Genomic DNA, 15,271 nt, shown 5'->3' on the forward strand with positions numbered 1-15,271 from the left:
TGGTCACAGCCATGTGCCAACCTTGACCGGTGACCGACACACCGGTGTGCGTGCTGGGCCTGGGACTGATAGGCGGTTCTCTGCTGCGGGCCGCCACCGCGGCGGGCCGCACCGTGTTCGGCTACAACCGCTCGGTCGACGGTGTCGAGGCCGCATCGGCCGATGGATTCGACGCCACCACCGGCCTCGACGAGGCCCTGACCCGCGCCGCCGACACCGGCGCCCTGATCGTGCTGGCGGTGCCGATGCCCGCACTGGCCACCATGCTCGACCACATCCGCGCGATCGCGCCGAACTGCCCGTTGACCGATGTGGTCAGCGTGAAGGGCGCGGTGCTGCGCGAGGTCCAGAAGTTCGGCCTGCGGCCGCGCTTCGTCGGGGGCCATCCGATGACCGGCACCGCGCATTCGGGGTGGTCGGCCGGGGACGCGACACTGTTCGTCGGCGCCCCGTGGGTCATCAGTGTCGATGATGACGTCGACGCCGAGGTCTTCACCCTGGTGCAGAACCTGGCCCTGGACTGTGGCTCGGTGGTGGTGCCCGCCCGGTCCGACGAACACGACGCCGCCGCGGCCGCCATCTCGCATCTGCCCCACCTGCTGGCCGAGGCCCTGGCGGTCACGGCCGCCGACGTCCCGCTGGCATTCGCGCTGGCCGCCGGCTCGTTCCGCGACGGCACCCGGGTCGCGGCGACGGCCCCGGATCTGGTGCGCGCCATGTGCGAGGCCAACGCCGATCATCTGGTGACCGGTCTGGACCGGGCCATCGAACTGCTCACCGAGGCGCGCACGCATCTGGCCACCCACACCTCGGTGGCCGACCTTGTCGAGGCCGGGCACGCGGCGCGCGTCCGCTACGACAGCTTTCGACGCCCCGACATCCTGCACGTCACCGTCGGCGCCCCGCAGTGGCGCGAAGAACTGGCCGCCGCCGGCCGGGCCGGCGGGGTGATCAGATCCGCGCTGCCAGTCCTGGGTAGTCGAGGATGAATCCGGCATCGTCGACGGTCACGGTGGTCTCGGCGACCGGGGACTTCAGGCCGAACCCCGCCGCCTCGCGGGTGTAGGTGATGTTCTCCAGCTCGACGGTCAGGTCCGGTAACCGCACGTAGACCACCGGCAGGGTCAACGTGTCGGGGCCGCCGTGGTGCAGTTCGTTACGCCGGATCGGCAGCGCGTTGAAGAACGGGCTGAACACCACGTCGACGTCCAGGGCCCCGTCGAAGGCGGCCCGGCTGGTCTGGTTCTGGTGATCGCGGACCAGCCACATGCCCTCCTCGTCACGCGCGATGGACAGCTGGCGCTCCCGCTCGGCGAGGGTCATCGTCAGCGACAGCCGCTTGGTGGCACCGACCTCGTCGGTCACCAGGTCGTAGGAGGCGCTGAAGGCGGCATCGGTCGGGGTGGCCGCCGACACGATGCGTCCGTAGGCCTTGATCCGCTTACCGGAAAGCTGAACCCGTACCGACTCCATCCGCGGCACATCGTGTGCACGCCAGGTCAAGATTGCCGGCCACTCCTCAGCTGGTTCAGTCACCCTCCTACCGTATGCGACGGCCCCCCGGCTGCGTAGCCGCGTTGGGGGATTCGAGGGCCACCTCGTCATCGAGCAGCGGCTGCGGCAGGTCGCGCTTGCCGCCGAGCCGGTCGGTGCCGGGCGCCGACAGCCACACCGCCGAGGCCAGCAGTGCATCCAGGATCAATGCCAGCAGGGTCACCATGAGCGCGCCGACGAGGGCCAGATAGAACTCGCGGACCTTGATGCCGTCGATGAGGTAGCGCCCCAGCCCGCCGAGGCTGGCGTAGGCGGCGACGGTGGCGGTCGCCACGATCTGCAGGGTGGCGGTGCGCAGGCCACCCAGGATGAGCGGAAGTGCGTTGGGCACCTCGACCCGGAACAGCACCTGCCGCTCGGTCATCCCCATCGCACGGGCGGCATCGACCACCGAGGGTTCGACGGCGGCGATCCCGGAGTAGGTGCCGGCCAGCAGCGGTGGGATGCCCAGCAGCATCAGCGCCACCGTCGGCGGGACCAGCCCCAGGCCCCACAGCAGCACGCCGAGCAGCAGCACACCCAGGGTGGGCAGTGCGCGCAGGGCGTTCACGCCCGTCACCACCAGGAAGGTGCCCCGGCCGGTGTGCCCGATGAGCAGTCCGATCGGCACGGCGATGAGCGCCGAGAACAGCACCGCGATGGCCGTGTACTGAAGGTGCTCGACGATCCGGATGCCCAGCCCGGCCGGGCCGGACCAGTTCTCGCCGGTGAAGATGAAGGTCAGCGCCTCGGACAGGAAGTTCATCGGGCACCTGCCTTGGCTCGGGTCCACGGGGTGATGGCCTTGCCCACCAACAGGATCAGGGTGTCGACCACCACGGCCACCACGAAGATGGCGATGATGCCCGCGATGATCTGGCCACTCTTGTTGGCCTGGTAGCCCTCGGTGAACCAGGTGCCCAGCCCACCGATGCCGATCACCGAGCCCACCGACACCATCGAGATGTTGGTCACCGCGACCACCCGCAGGCTGGCCACCAGGATCGGGATGGACAGCGGGAGCTCGACTTTGACGACCCTGGTGAACGGCCGGTAGCCGATGGCGGTGGCGGCGTCCCGCACCGCGGGCGGGACGGCATCCAGGGCCTCGGGCACCGCGCGCACCAGCAGTGCGGTGGTGTAGAGCGTGAGCGCGACGATGACGTTGGCCTCGTCGAGGATGCGGGTCGGGATGATCAGCGGGAGCACCACGAACAGCGCCAGCGACGGGATGGTGAAGATGATGCTGGCCGTCACGGTGCTGACCCGGCGCAGCACGGTGGTGCGCTGGACCAGCGCACCCAGTGGCACCGCGATCAGCAGGCCGAGCACGATGGGCACCAGGGACAGCCGCAGGTGGATCAGCGTCAGCGTCCACGCATCGTCGAGGTGGGTGAGCAGATACTGCATCTACCCGGTCCGCTGCGTGCGTTCGTCATCGATGGCGGCCAACACATCCGCGGCGCGGACCCCGCCGAGCACCTGCTCGTTCTCGTCGACCGCGACGCCCAGCCCGGCCGGGGAGGACAGCGCAGCGTCCAGGGCCAGCCGCAGTGTGCCGTCCGGACGGAACAGCGACCCGCCCGCGATGGTGCTGTCGTACAGCGAGCTCCCACCGCGGTGCAGCGCCACCCCCTCGGCGTTGATCCAGGCATACGGCGCACCGCCGGGCTTGGTGACCAGCACCCACTGGCCGGGCGCGAGGTCCAGGGCGTCGATGCCTTCCTCCCCGACGTGCCGGATGTCGTGCAGTGGCAGCCCGGTGTTCGGCACGAACTGCAGCCCGCGGTAGCCGCGGTCGGCGCCGACGAAGCCGGCCACGAAATCGTTTGCCGGATTGGACAACAGCCGCTGCGGCGGGTCGAACTGCTGCAGGACGCCGCCGCGGCCGAACACCGCCACCCTGTCGCCCAGCTTCAGCGCCTCGTCGATGTCGTGGGTGACGAAGACGATGGTTTTGCGCAGTTCGTTCTGCAGCCGCAGGATCTCGGTCTGCAGCTCCTCACGCACCACCGGGTCCACCGCGCTGAACGGTTCGTCCATCAGCAGGATCGGCGGGTCCGCGGCCAACGCACGGGCCACCCCGACGCGCTGCTGCTGGCCACCCGAGAGCTGCGCCGGATAGCGTTGCGCCAGTTTGGGATCCAAGCCGACGCGTTCGAGCACCCCGAGCGCGGCCTTGCGGGCCTCGCGGCGGGACTGGCCCTTGAGCACCGGCACGGTGGCGACATTGTCGACCACCCGCTGATGCGGCATCAGCCCGGCGCTCTGGATGACGTAACCGATGCCCAACCGCAGCTTGACCGGGTCGACCTTGGTGACGTCGGCGCCGTTCACCGTGAGGGTGCCCGAGGTGGGGTCGATCATCCGGTTGATCATCCGCATCGACGTCGTCTTGCCGCAGCCCGACGGCCCGACGAAGGCTGCCAGGGTGCCCTCCGGGATGTCGAGGGTCAGGTCATCGACCGCGACGGTGCCGTCGGCGTAGGTCTTGGTGACCGAGGTGAAGTTGATCATCGGCTCACTCACTTACCGGGCAGGGGTTGGTCGAACCCGTTGTCGGAGATCCACTTCTGCGCCGCCTCGTCGGGGTCGACGCCGGAGTTGCCCTCCACCGATCCGTTGAGTTCGATCAGCGCCTCGGTGGTGAGCTTGGCGCTGACGGCGTCGAGCACCGTCTTGAGCTCGTCGGACATCTTCTGCGAGGCCACCAGCGGCACCACATTGGCGGCCAAGAAGACGTTCTCCGGGTCTTCGAGCACCACCAGGTTGTTCTGCTCAATCGCCGGGGAGGTGCTGAAGATGTTCGCTGCGGTGACGGTGCCGTTGGTCAGCGCCTGCACGGTCGCCGGCCCGCCCCCGTCACTGATGGCGATGAAATTGGCCGGCGCAATCCGCAGGCCGTACTTCTGCTCCAGCCCGACCAGGCCGGTCTGACGGGTCTGAAACTCCGAGGGCCCACCGACTTTCACCTCCGGAGAGCGTGCCGCCAGATCGGCGATGGTCTTGACGTTCCACTCCAGCGCGATGGTCTCGGACACCGCCAGGGTGTCCTTGTCCTCGGCCGGTGACGGGTAGAGGATCGACAGGTCGCCGGGCAGTGCCTTCAGCAACCCCAGCAACACCTCGTCGGAGGTCGTCGCGGTGGCATCCTTGTCGAAGTACTGCAACAGGTTTCCGGTGTACTCTGGGATGAGATCGATCGAATGGTCCTGCACGGCAGGGATATACGTCTCGCGGCTACCGATACCGAACTGCCGGGTGATGGTGAAGCCGTTGGCCTCCAGTGCCTGCGCGTAGATCTCGGCGATGATCTTCGATTCGGTGAAGTCCGCCGATCCGACCGCAATGGTCTTGAGGTCGCCGGATATCTCGCCGCCGCCGAGCGGGTTCGAACTTCCGCAGCCGGCGGTCACCAACGCGACCAGTGCTGCCATGAGCACGACGATCCTGGATCTGCTGCGCATATGTCCCCTCGGTGGCCCTGTGGCGCCTGGCAATCTCCTCGACATTAACCGGCGGCGCGGCAACACGCCTGACTTTGATTCACGCTGAGATGGTTTGCGATCGCCCCCGACGGGGCAAGATAAGGCCATGACGACCGACCCGAACGCGCTGCCCTACGAACCCGAGCAGCCGAGCCAGCCCCTGGGCACGTCGGATTCTGTCTCCCCGCCCGAGGACAATGTGAAGTTCACCCGGGCCGCCGCACTGTGGTCGTCGCTGATCATCGGGTTCCTGGTGTTGATCGTGCTGCTGATCTTCATTGCGCAGAACACCGATCCGGGCACCTTCCACTTCCTGGGCTGGAACTGGACGCTGCCGTTGGGCGTCGCGCTGCTGCTGGCCGCGGTCGGTGGCGGGCTGCTCGCGGTGCTGGTGGGCGCGGCGCGCATCGTGCAGTTGCGCATCGCGGCGCGCAAGAACCTCAAGGCCGCGCGCCGGGTTGCCTGAGCGGCCGTCTAGATCAGCCGCAATCCTTCGGCGAGCAGCGGGGCGACCGCCTCGCCGACCCGGTCGGGCGAGTCACCGCCGGAGCGGCCGCGGAAGTCGATGCCTGCGGCGATGATCGCCAGCTTGAAATAGGCCAGCGCCATGTAGAACTCCCAGTTCTGCAGTTCCTGACCACTGGCTTGGGCGTACCGCTGGGCCAGCTCGTCGGCCGAGGGCAGCAGCGGTGACGTCCATGCCGCCCGCATGCCGAGCACATCGTCGAAATTGGGGTTGCGGTACACGCACATCAGCGCGGCGTCCGAGAGTGGATCACCCAGGGTGGACAGCTCCCAGTCGAGCACGGCGAGCACCGTGGTCGGGTCCTCGGCGTCCAGGATGGTGTTGTCGATGCGGTAGTCGCCGTGCACGATCGACGCGCGCGGGCTGGCCGGGATCCGTTCTGCCAGAGCCGAATGCAGCTTCTTCACATCATCGTCGCGGGTGTCGTCGTCGAGGCGGACATGCGCCCACTGCGAGCCCCAGCGCTTCACCTGACGTGCCAGATAGCCCTCGGCGCGGCCGAAGTCCCCGAGTCCGACGGCCTGCGGGTCGACGGCGTGCAGATCGGCCAGCGCGGTGATCAGCGATGTCACGCAGCCGTCGATGACCTCGGGTCCGCCGAGTGTCTCCAGTTCCTCGGCACTGCGCACCACATTGCCCTCGACATTGGCGACCATCTGGAACGGGGCGCCCAGCACGGTGTCATCGTTGCGCATGGTGATCGCCGCTGCCACCGGCACGGCCGTTCCGGCCAGCGCGGCCACCACCTTGTATTCGCGGGCCATATCGTGCGCCGACGGGGTGAGCCCGTGCAGCGGCGGCCGGCGGAGCACCCATTTCGAGGCGTCGTCATAGACCCGGAAGGTCAGATTCGAGCGTCCGCCGGAGAGCAGTTCGGCGCGCAGCTCACCGCTGCGGGCCACGCCCTCGGCACGGAGATGGCGATCGAGGGCGTCGAGGTCCAGGCCGTCAAGATTGGTCACGCGACGTGTCTACCATTGCGTGTTTCGCGGCAGCAGGTCCCATACGTGTTCGGTGCCGTTGAGCGCCGCGATGGACCGTCGGCCGCTGCGCGAGGACAGCACCCGGGTGATACCGGCGTAGTCGACCTGCACGCACAGCAGCCGCTCGGTCGCCAGCACCCGGTGCACGACGGCGTTGATCACCCCGCCGTGGCTGAACACCGCCACGGTGTCGTCGTGGTCGGCCGCGGCGATGATGTCGTCGATACCGGCCCAGATCCTGTCCTGGAACGCGTCGGGGTCGACATCGCCGGGCAGGTGGCCGTCGATGAGTCGCTGCAGGTCCTCCTTGGAGGCCTCCTCGATGGGCGTGTAGTGCGACAACCCGTAGTCGTACTCGGCGATCCGCTCGTCGATGCCGACCGGCAGTCCGAGCGCGTCGGCCACCGGCTGGGCGGTCTGCCGGGCGCGCCGCTGCGGGCTGCTGACCAGCCGGGTGATCGGGAATCGCTTCAGCGCGTCGGGTAGCCGCGCGGCCTGGGCGATGCCGTCGGCGGACAGATCGGGATCGGAACCCTCACCGGGTGCGCTGCGCAGCGGCAGCGCATGTCGGACCAGAAGCAGTTGCACCGTGACACCATATGGGTCGTGTCACCGCGCTCGTACGCCGACGAACTGTTCGACCTGACCGACCGGGTGGTGCTGATCACCGGGGGTAGCCGTGGCCTCGGTCGCGAGATGGCCTTCGCCGCCGCGCGCTGTGGCGCCGACGTGATGATCGCCAGCCGCAATCTGGATACCTGCGTGGCCACCGCGGAGGCGATCACGGCGGCGACCGGACGTGCCGCGCTGGCCCACCAGGTGCATATCGGGCGGTGGGATCAGCTCGATCCGCTGGTGGAGGCGGCCTATGCCCGGTTCGGCAGGGTGGACGTCCTGGTGAACAACGCCGGGATGTCCCCGCTCTACGACTCGCTCGGGTCGGTGACCGAGAAGCTGTTCGACTCGGTGGTGAATCTGAACCTCAAGGGCCCGTTCCGGTTGACCACGCTCATCGGTGAGCGCATGGTCGCCGACGGCGGCGGGTCGATCATCAACATCAGCTCCTCGGGTTCGCTGCGGCCGGCGCCCGACATGCTGCCCTATGCCGCCGCCAAGGCCGGATTGAACGCGCTCACCGAGGGTTTCGCGAAGGCGTTCGGGCCCACGGTGCGGGTGAACACGTTGATGGCCGGCCCGTTCCTCACCGATATCAGCAAGGCCTGGGATTTCCCGGACCAGGTGAATCCGTTCGCGGGTTTTCCCCTGCAGCGGGCCGGTGATCCCGCCGAGATCATCGGTGCCGCATTGTTTCTGATGTCCGACGCGTCCAGCTTCACCACCGGTTCGATCCTGCGTGCCGACGGCGGTTTGCCCTAGGGCGTGACGATGTCGAAATCGGGGTCCGGCGCGTCGAGCACCCCGAGCAGGGTGGCCAGCGCCGACGCGTCACCGGTGAACTCGACCCCCGGCGACTCCCGGTCCCCCGCCGCGAATGCCAGCAGTCGGGCCTTGGTCGCAAATGTCACCGTGGCCGTGGCCGTCGCCGGGTCGGCCGGGGTCTTGCGGTGCACCAGCACCCCGTTGCGCAGCGTCAGTCGGTAGTCGGCGGCCAGGTCGACGAATGTGACGTCGAGGGTCAGATCGAGGTCCCAGGCCCGTGGGCCGTTCACACTGATGGCCAGCGTGTCGAAGATCTGCTCCGGGGTGAGCTGCGCCAGCAGGGTCGGCGCCGTGGTCTTGGTCGGGGTCCCGAAGTTGCCATCGCGCAGCTCGGTCGCCCCGGAGAGGAAGAAGTTGCGCCACACCGCGTTCTCGGCGCCGTAGGCAAGCTGCTCCAAGGTGTCGGCATACAGCTCGCGCGCCGCGGCATGCTGCGGGTCGGTGAAGATGGCGTGATCCAACAGCGTTGCCGCCCAGCGGTAATCCCCGGTGTCGAAGGCCGACCGGGCGGTGTCGACCACCCGGTCCAGGCCGCCCATCGCCTCGACATAGCGCGGTCCGGCAGCCTCGGGCGGGTGCTGCCACAACCGGCCGGGGTTACCGTCGAACCATCCCATGTAGCGCTGGTAGACCGCCTTGACGTTATGGCTGACCGATCCGTAGTAGCCGTGGGTGTGCCAGGCCCGCTCCAGCGCCGGCGGCATCTGGAAATTCTCGGCGATCTCGATACCGGTGTGGCCCTGATTGAGTTGACGCAGTGTCTGGTCGTGCAGGTAGGCGTAGAGATCGCGTTGCAGCGACAGGTATTCCACGATCTGCTCGCGCCCCCAGGTGGGCCAATGGTGGGAGGCGAACACCACGTCGGTCCGGTCGGCGAAGGAGTCGATCGCCTCGGTCAGATATCCGGCCCAGCCGTGCGGATCGCGCACCAACGCGCCACGCAGGGTCAACAGGTTGTGCAGGTTGTGGGTAGCGTTCTCGGCCATGCACAGGGCGCGCAGTTGCGGGAAATAGAAGTGCATCTCGGCGGGTGCCTCGGTGCCGGGCGCCATCTGGAACTCGATCTCGACGCCGTCGACGGTGTGCGTCTCGCCGGTGTGACGGATGTCGATGGTCGGCACGATCAGCGCGACCTCGCCCAGCGACGGTGCCTGGCCGAGCCCGCAGCCGACCTGTCCCTGTGGTCCGCGGGCCAGCACCGCGCCGTACATGTACGCCGCGCGGCGGGTCATCGCGGTACCGGCGTAGACATTCTCCTGCACCGCGTGCTCGACGAATCCCTCCGGCGCCAGGACCTGTACCCGCCCGGCGTCGACGTCGGCCTGGGTCGTCACGCCGAGAACACCACCGAAGTGGTCGACGTGACTGTGGGTGTAGATGACGGCGACGACGGGTCGATCGCCGCGATGCGACCGGTACAGCGCCAGCGCCGCGGCGGCGGTCTCGGTGGAGATCAACGGATCGATGACGATGATTCCGGTGTCGCCCTCGATGAAGCTGATGTTGGACAGGTCCAGGCCGCGCACCTGGTAGATGCCCGGGACCACCTCGTAGAGGCCCTGTTTGGCGCACAGCTGGGACTGCCGCCACAGGCTCGGGTGCACGCTGTCGGGCGCGCTGTCCGGCCCGGAGCCCGAGAGGAGGAAGGAGTAGCTGTCGTTGTCCCACACCACCTTCCCGTCGGCGCCGGTGACGACGCACGGGTCCAGGGCGGCGAGGAAGCCCCGGTCGGCGTCGGCGAAATCGCGGGTGTCCTGGAACGCCGGGGCGTCGCGGTGTGCACGGTTGGCTGCCGCGATGCCGGCACTCGGCGGTTTGACTGTCATGGTCGACGACACTGCCACGACCGGCCGCCCGCCGCGCCGGTATCACGATGCCAGCACACTGATTTCCTGATCGCCGTGCCCGGCGGCGACCGCCTCGGCGACCACGCGCTCGAAGGCCTCCAGCGCACCGGTCTCCAGACCGGCCGCGCGCGACGTCGCGATCAGGTGATGCAGCGAGGCGGCCACCGAGGCGACCGGGGCGCTCGACTGGCCGTGCTGTCCGGCCTCGACGCGTTCGGCGATCTCGGTGAAGATCGGCGGCAGGATCGCGACGATGCCCAGGGCGTGCGGGAGCAGCTCGGCCGCGCCGATGCCGTGGGCCCTGGCGACGGAGAGGGCGTGCAGGAAGCCGCTGACCGATGTCCAGAACAGGTCGAGCAGGGCCATGTCGTGGGTTGCCGCGCGGTCGTATTCGGCCCCCAGCCACCTCGGTGTGCCGAGTGCGCCGAATACCCCGGCACCCGCGTCGTAGTGGTCCCGGGGCCCGGCGAACAGGATCGCGGCATCCGGTGTCCCGATCGTGGCGGTCGGGGTCATGATCGCGCCGTCCAGATACCGACCACCGAGACCGGCCACCAGTTCGGCGGTGCGGTTGGACCGCTCGGGGGTGTCCGATGTCAGCCCGACGATGAGCCTGCCCGCCACCGCATCACCGGCGGCGGCGAGCACTGCGTGGACCGCGTCGTGGTCGACGACGTTGACGAGGCTGACCTCGGATGCGGCGACGCCCGCACCGGGCGACGCGGCGACCTGCGCACCGCGCTGTCGTAGCGACTCTGCCTTGGCCGCGGTCCGGTTCCACACCGTGGTGCGGTGACCGGCCGTCAGCAGCGCCCCGGCCAGGGCCTGCCCCATCGGGCCGAGGCCCAGCACGGTCACGTTCATGCCGCCACCCGCAGACCCTCGATGATGCGGGCAAAGCCGTCGGTCCCGTGGCCCGCGTCGATCTGGCGGCGGATGAGCCGTTGCACCACGTCCACCACCTCGGTACTGATCCCCTGGGCCCGGCTGGTGTCGACGATGTCGGTGAGATCGGAGAACAGCAGGCTCTGCTGACCGGGCGCGGCGTAATCGCCGCGGTCGATCACCTCGGCGTACTCCGGCAGTGCCGCCGCGGTGTTCTGCAGCCACGGCACCGCCATCGCGGCGAACTCGCCGGCGCTCACCCCGGCCGGTGCCAGCAGCGCCGCACCGTGGAAGAAGCCGGTGAACATGACATACATCGCCGACAACAACGCCAGGTCGTAGAGCGAGGCCATGCCCGCATCGGCGCCGAAGTACTCCACCGTCCCCCACAAGCCGAGCACCTCGCGGTGGCTCTCGAGCACCTCGACCGACCCGCTGTAGAAGATCCGCGACTGCGGTGTGCCGATCATGTCCGGCGTCGCCAGGATGCCACCGTCGAGGTAGGTCGCGCCCAGACTCGTTGCCCAGTGCGCCAATTCGCGGGCCCCCGCCGGCGAGGTGGTGGTCAGGTTCAGGATCTGTGCACCCGCGAGGTGTTCGGCGACCGGATCGAGGACGTCGTGCACCGACCGGTGGTCGAACAGGCACACGACGACCAGGTCGGCCGCGAGGGCGTCGCGCACGGTGGCCGCGACCGCACCGAACCCGCCCGCCTTCGCGGCGCTGCGGTTCCAGACGGTGATGCGGTGGCCGGCGTCGGCGGCGGTCCGGGCGAGCACCGAACCCATTTCTCCGAGTCCCAAGAAGCTGATGTTCATGGCACCATCTTCGACAGCACACGGAGTTTGCGGCAAGTACCCACTTATTAGTGGGATACTCACCTATTGGTAAGTAATGACGCTGAACAGGAGCAATCATGACGCAGCTGGGCGAGTTCACCTGCGGCCTGGATGCCGCTTTCGCCGTGGTGGACGGTAAGTGGAAGCCGCTGATCCTCTGGGAACTGCAGGGCGGACCCAAGCGGTTCAACGCCCTGCACCGCAGCCTGCCCGGGGTCTCGCAGAAGATGCTCACCCAGCATCTCAAGGAGTTGCAGCGCCACGGCGTGGTGCACCGGGAGAGCTATCACGAGGTACCGCCCCGGGTGGAGTACTCGATGACCCCGGCCGGCACCAAACTGCTGAATGCCCTGGAGCCGCTGAGTGATTGGGCCGAGGAGCACATCGAGCAGATCTGCACCGCGAAGGTCGGTTAGGCCCGCTCCAGGCGGTGCAGCTGCACGGGCCCCAGCACCCCGTCGGCCAACTCGGCCGTCATGTACGTGCAGTACGGCTGGCGCCGACGATCGGTGGGGGAGCCCGGGTTGAGCAGCCGCAGTCCGGTCGACGCCGTCGCATCCCACGGAATGTGGCTGTGGCCGAAGACCAGCACATCGGTGTCGGGGTAGAGCCGGGCCATCCGCTCATCGCGTCCGGCCGACGCCCCCGTCTCGTGCGTCACGGTGAACCGCACCCCGTCGAGGGTGACATCGGCGCGTTCGGGGAGCCGGGCACGCAGATCGTCACCGTCGTTGTTGCCCCAGCACCCGATGAGCCGCGCGGCGCGATCGGCCAACTGGTCCAGCAGGTCGACAGACATCCAGTCCCCGGCGTGGATCACCACATCGGCAGCATCCACGGCCGCCCAGACCTCGGCCGGCAGGTCGCGTGCCCGGGTGGGCAGGTGGGTGTCGGAGATCAGCAGCAGACGCATCGGCTCGAGGTTAGCGCAACGCCTGTGAAAGGCGTTGCTGGACGGACTGGACGGAATTGCTGTCGCATTATCACGCCGGCGCTCTAAACTGCACGTAATGGGCGCTATCAGAACGAACATGGGCTATGCCGCCGGAATGGCGGTTTACCTGTTGTTTGTTTGCTGGTTGCTGCTGGGTTGGGGCGGTGCGCAGGTCGTGACGACCGTCGGTTCACTCGGGCTCGTTGCGTTCAGTGCATGTGCCTGCGCAGGTATGGTTGCCGCCGCCCGGGCCGGGCATGGCAGCATCCGGCTGGCCTGGTCGGTACTGGCCGTCGGCCTGCTCGGCTGGGTGGGCGGCAGCCTGTTCCGGGCCTACCACCAGGTGGTCCGCCAGCAGGAGCCGCCGTTCCCCTCGGTGGCCGACCTCGGCTTCCTGGCGCTGCCGGTGGCCGTCTGCGTGGTGTGGGTGCTGCGGGCGCGCACCGGGCGACTCTCGGCGTTCCGGCAGCTGATGGACGGCACGGTCATCGCATCGGCACTGTTCCTGCTGGTCTGGGTCACGGTGCTGGACCCGCTGTTCACCGACGGCACGCGGACCCGGTGGGCGGCCACACTGACCGCCGTCTACCCGATCGCCGCGCTGACCATGGTGACGCTGTCGATGCTGGTGCTCACCGTCGTTCCGCCCGGCCGCCGACAGATCCTCGGCCTGGTGACCACCGGACTGGCCGCGATCGCGATGGGCGAGGTGGCCGCGCTCTACATCCAGCTGCACATCGGCGCGCAGGATGACCTGCAGGGCGCTGGGGGCGTCGGCTCCTTCCCGGTCATCAGCCGACTGACCGGCCTGCTGATGCTCGCGGCGGGTGCGCACCTGTCGGCCGCCGCGACCCGCGATCACCGCGGCGACGACGAACGCCCCATGCCGACGAGCATCATGTGGCTGCCGTACGCGCCGATGCCGTTCGCCGTCGTGGCGTCGGTGGTGTACCTGTGGCCCGATGCCGACATCCGCCCGGTGCTGCTGGGGGCGGCGATCCTGGTGATCTCGGCGCTGATCCGCCAGCTCACCGTGCTGGTGGAGAACCGCAGGCTGCTCGACGAGGTGGCCGCGCACGCATTTCAGGATCCGCTCACCGGGCTGGCCAACCGGCTGCTGTTCACCGACCGGCTGGACCACGCCATCGATCTGCAACACCGCGACGGGCGGCCGCTGGCCGTGCTGTCGCTGGACCTCGACGATTTCAAGTTGGTCAACGACAATCTCGGCCATCACTGCGGGGACGAGCTGCTGCGCGATATCGCCGGCCGGCTGGTGGCCGCGCTGCCCGCAGGCCACACCGTGGCTCGGCTGGGCGGCGACGAGTTCGCGGTGATCATCGAACCCGGCATCGAACCCCCGGAGAACGTCGCCGAGCGGGTGGTCCGCGCCTTCGAGGAGGTGTTCGTGCTCGCCGGGCAGGAGGTGTACATCCGGCCCAGCATCGGACTGGCGGTCGCGCCGGGGCCCGTCGAGGAGCCGATCGGCACCGAGGAACTGCTGCGACAGGCCGATATCGCGATGTACATCGCCAAACGGTCCGGGGTGGGCGGTGTCCAGATATACACACCGGGGATGGCTCTGGCCGATGCCGACACCGCCTGGGCGGAGGACACCCGCCCGACGCCGACGGTGCCGGAGATCACGCTGCTGGGCCAACTGCGGCGCGTCGTCGCCGGCGGCGCACTGCGGCTGGCGTATCAGCCGCAGATCTCGCTGGCGACCGGCGAGCTCGTCGGGGTCGAGGCGCTGGTGCGCTGGCCCCATCCCGAGCTGGGTGTGCTGACACCCAATCAGTTCCTGCCGCTCATCCGGCGCAGTGGCCTGGTGGGTGCCGTCACCGATCTGGTGGTGGAACAGGCGGCCCGGGACGCCGCGGCCTGGCACCGGCACGGCGGCCGGGAGATCCCGGTGGCCATCAACCTGTTCGCCCCGTCGTTCGACGATGCGACACTGCCGGCCCGGATCGCCGCGGTGCTTGCCACGCACGGGCTCACCCCGACCTCGGTGACCATCGAGATCACCGAGCACTACCTGCTGTCCAACGTGCACCAGGCCCGCCATGTCATCGAACAACTCCGGGCAGCCGGGTTCCGGGTTTCCATCGACGATTTCGGCAGCGGCTACGCGACCATGAGCTATCTGCGCGACATGCCGGTCGACGAGCTCAAGCTGGACCGCCACTTCGTCGCGCCGATGCTGACCAACCCGCGCGCAGCGGCCATCGTGCACTCGATCGTGCGGCTGGCCCACACGCTGGGCATCACCAGCGTCGCGGAGGGGGTGGAGAGCCCCGACACCGCCGAGCTGCTACGCGGGTACGGCTGCGCGGTCGCCCAGGGCAGCTATTTCGGCGAACCCGTCTACGCCGACGAGCTACCGCTGCCCGAGCGCGGCGTCACGGGGCCCCAAGCAGCTCCGCCATCCGCGGTATGACGGCCTGCAGGCCCTTGAACGGGCGGATCATCACCTTGAACGACACGATCTTTCCCTCGTCGTTCCAGTGGATCATGTCGATCCCGTCGACAGTCACCCCGTCGAGGGTGGCCTGGAACTCCAGGATCGCCGAGTTCGCGCTCTCCCACTGCTCGACGTAGTGGAAGTCGGTGCCGCCGAAGAGCTTCGCCGCGGCATTGAGGTACTTGGCGGTCAGCGCCTTGCCCTGTTGCGGGGTGAACACCGCCGGGGAGTAGAAGACCGCATCCTCGGCGAGCAGCTCGTCGAGCCTTGCCGGGTCGTGATTACCGATGAAGTCGATCCAACGTTGGATCAGCGGAGTCGTCATACCCGCATCC

17 protein-coding genes are annotated in these 15,271 nt (G+C 68.6%); 5 read left to right on the plus strand and 12 right to left on the minus strand.

The window, feature by feature from the left end:
* The first annotated feature begins 44 nt into the window (after window positions 1-44).
* Window positions 45-989, plus strand: a complete 945-nt coding sequence (locus BST17_RS23005; RefSeq protein ID WP_083061253.1) for a prephenate dehydrogenase — start codon at window positions 45-47, stop codon at window positions 987-989.
* Here the strand turns inward: BST17_RS23005 and BST17_RS23010 are convergent.
* From BST17_RS23010 to BST17_RS23030, 5 genes are read right to left on the minus strand one after another with little or no spacing between them, the layout of a single operon-like run.
* A complete protein-coding gene (locus BST17_RS23010) occupies window positions 952-1,536 on the minus strand; it encodes a putative glycolipid-binding domain-containing protein (RefSeq protein WP_083061219.1) in 585 nt (194 codons plus the stop codon). The two genes, BST17_RS23005 and BST17_RS23010, sit on opposite strands and share 38 nt — an antisense overlap.
* A 4-nt stretch (window positions 1,537-1,540) precedes the next feature.
* Window positions 1,541-2,299 carry an ABC transporter permease gene (locus BST17_RS23015; protein WP_083061220.1) on the minus strand — a complete coding sequence of 253 codons (759 nt, stop codon included), beginning with the start codon at window positions 2,297-2,299 and terminating at the stop codon, window positions 1,541-1,543.
* Window positions 2,296-2,943 (minus strand): ABC transporter permease, encoded by a 648-nt coding sequence (locus BST17_RS23020; RefSeq protein WP_083061221.1) that lies wholly within the window; start codon window positions 2,941-2,943, stop codon window positions 2,296-2,298. Before BST17_RS23020 ends, BST17_RS23015 begins: the two co-directional genes overlap by 4 nt.
* Complete coding sequence (locus BST17_RS23025; RefSeq protein WP_083061222.1) at window positions 2,944-4,050, minus strand: ABC transporter ATP-binding protein; 1,107 nt, start codon at window positions 4,048-4,050, stop codon at window positions 2,944-2,946.
* Between the two features lie 8 nt (window positions 4,051-4,058).
* On the minus strand, window positions 4,059-5,000 hold the full coding sequence (locus BST17_RS23030; RefSeq protein ID WP_109750259.1) for an ABC transporter substrate-binding protein: 942 nt from the start codon (window positions 4,998-5,000) through the stop codon (window positions 4,059-4,061).
* Between the two features lie 127 nt (window positions 5,001-5,127).
* On the opposite strand from BST17_RS23030, the gene BST17_RS23035 reads away from it, so the two are divergent.
* Window positions 5,128-5,487, plus strand: coding sequence for a LapA family protein (locus tag BST17_RS23035; protein ID WP_083061224.1), 360 nt, complete (start codon window positions 5,128-5,130; stop codon window positions 5,485-5,487).
* Window positions 5,488-5,495: 8 nt separating this feature from the next.
* Here the strand turns inward: BST17_RS23035 and BST17_RS23040 are convergent, their stop codons facing one another.
* Window positions 5,496-6,509 (minus strand): phosphotransferase family protein, encoded by a 1,014-nt coding sequence (locus BST17_RS23040; RefSeq protein ID WP_083061225.1) that lies wholly within the window; start codon window positions 6,507-6,509, stop codon window positions 5,496-5,498.
* A gap of 9 nt (window positions 6,510-6,518) precedes the next feature.
* Window positions 6,519-7,118, minus strand: coding sequence for a histidine phosphatase family protein (locus BST17_RS23045; RefSeq protein ID WP_083061254.1), 600 nt, complete (start codon window positions 7,116-7,118; stop codon window positions 6,519-6,521).
* Here BST17_RS23045 and BST17_RS23050 point away from each other — a divergent pair.
* A complete protein-coding gene (locus tag BST17_RS23050) occupies window positions 7,095-7,907 on the plus strand; it encodes an SDR family NAD(P)-dependent oxidoreductase (protein WP_083061226.1) in 813 nt (270 codons plus the stop codon). The two genes, BST17_RS23045 and BST17_RS23050, sit on opposite strands and share 24 nt — an antisense overlap.
* On the opposite strand, the gene BST17_RS23055 is transcribed toward BST17_RS23050, so the two are convergent.
* The 3 genes from BST17_RS23055 to BST17_RS23065 are packed head-to-tail and all read right to left on the minus strand — an operon-like array spanning window position 7,904 to window position 11,520.
* Window positions 7,904-9,796 (minus strand): alkyl/aryl-sulfatase, encoded by a 1,893-nt coding sequence (locus tag BST17_RS23055; RefSeq protein ID WP_083061227.1) that lies wholly within the window; start codon window positions 9,794-9,796, stop codon window positions 7,904-7,906. The genes BST17_RS23050 and BST17_RS23055 overlap by 4 nt on opposite strands.
* Before the next feature lie 42 nt (window positions 9,797-9,838).
* A complete protein-coding gene (locus BST17_RS23060; RefSeq protein WP_083061228.1) occupies window positions 9,839-10,681 on the minus strand; it encodes an NAD(P)-dependent oxidoreductase in 843 nt (280 codons plus the stop codon).
* A complete protein-coding gene (locus tag BST17_RS23065; RefSeq protein WP_083061229.1) occupies window positions 10,678-11,520 on the minus strand; it encodes an NAD(P)-dependent oxidoreductase in 843 nt (280 codons plus the stop codon). The genes BST17_RS23060 and BST17_RS23065 overlap by 4 nt, the downstream gene beginning before the upstream one ends.
* Window positions 11,521-11,618: 98 nt before the next feature.
* Between BST17_RS23065 and BST17_RS23070 the strand changes: the two genes are divergently transcribed.
* On the plus strand, window positions 11,619-11,957 hold the full coding sequence (locus tag BST17_RS23070) for a winged helix-turn-helix transcriptional regulator (protein WP_083061230.1): 339 nt from the start codon (window positions 11,619-11,621) through the stop codon (window positions 11,955-11,957).
* Here BST17_RS23070 and BST17_RS23075 read toward each other — a convergent pair.
* A complete protein-coding gene (locus BST17_RS23075; protein ID WP_083061231.1) occupies window positions 11,954-12,454 on the minus strand; it encodes a metallophosphoesterase family protein in 501 nt (166 codons plus the stop codon). The two genes, BST17_RS23070 and BST17_RS23075, sit on opposite strands and share 4 nt — an antisense overlap.
* Before the next feature lie 253 nt (window positions 12,455-12,707).
* On the opposite strand from BST17_RS23075, the gene BST17_RS23080 reads away from it, so the two are divergent.
* Window positions 12,708-14,912 carry a putative bifunctional diguanylate cyclase/phosphodiesterase gene (locus BST17_RS23080; protein WP_165762335.1) on the plus strand — a complete coding sequence of 735 codons (2,205 nt, stop codon included), beginning with the start codon at window positions 12,708-12,710 and terminating at the stop codon, window positions 14,910-14,912.
* On the opposite strand, the gene BST17_RS23085 is transcribed toward BST17_RS23080, so the two are convergent.
* Window positions 14,875-15,261: a nuclear transport factor 2 family protein gene (locus BST17_RS23085; protein WP_083061233.1), complete on the minus strand. Its 387-nt coding sequence runs from the start codon at window positions 15,259-15,261 to the stop codon at window positions 14,875-14,877. The two genes, BST17_RS23080 and BST17_RS23085, sit on opposite strands and share 38 nt — an antisense overlap.
* Window positions 15,262-15,271: the final 10 nt, after the last annotated feature.

Origin of the sequence: Mycolicibacterium bacteremicum (assembly GCF_002086115.1) — a bacterium.
In the GTDB taxonomy this organism is placed as follows: Bacteria; Actinomycetota; Actinomycetes; order Mycobacteriales; family Mycobacteriaceae; genus Mycobacterium; species Mycobacterium bacteremicum.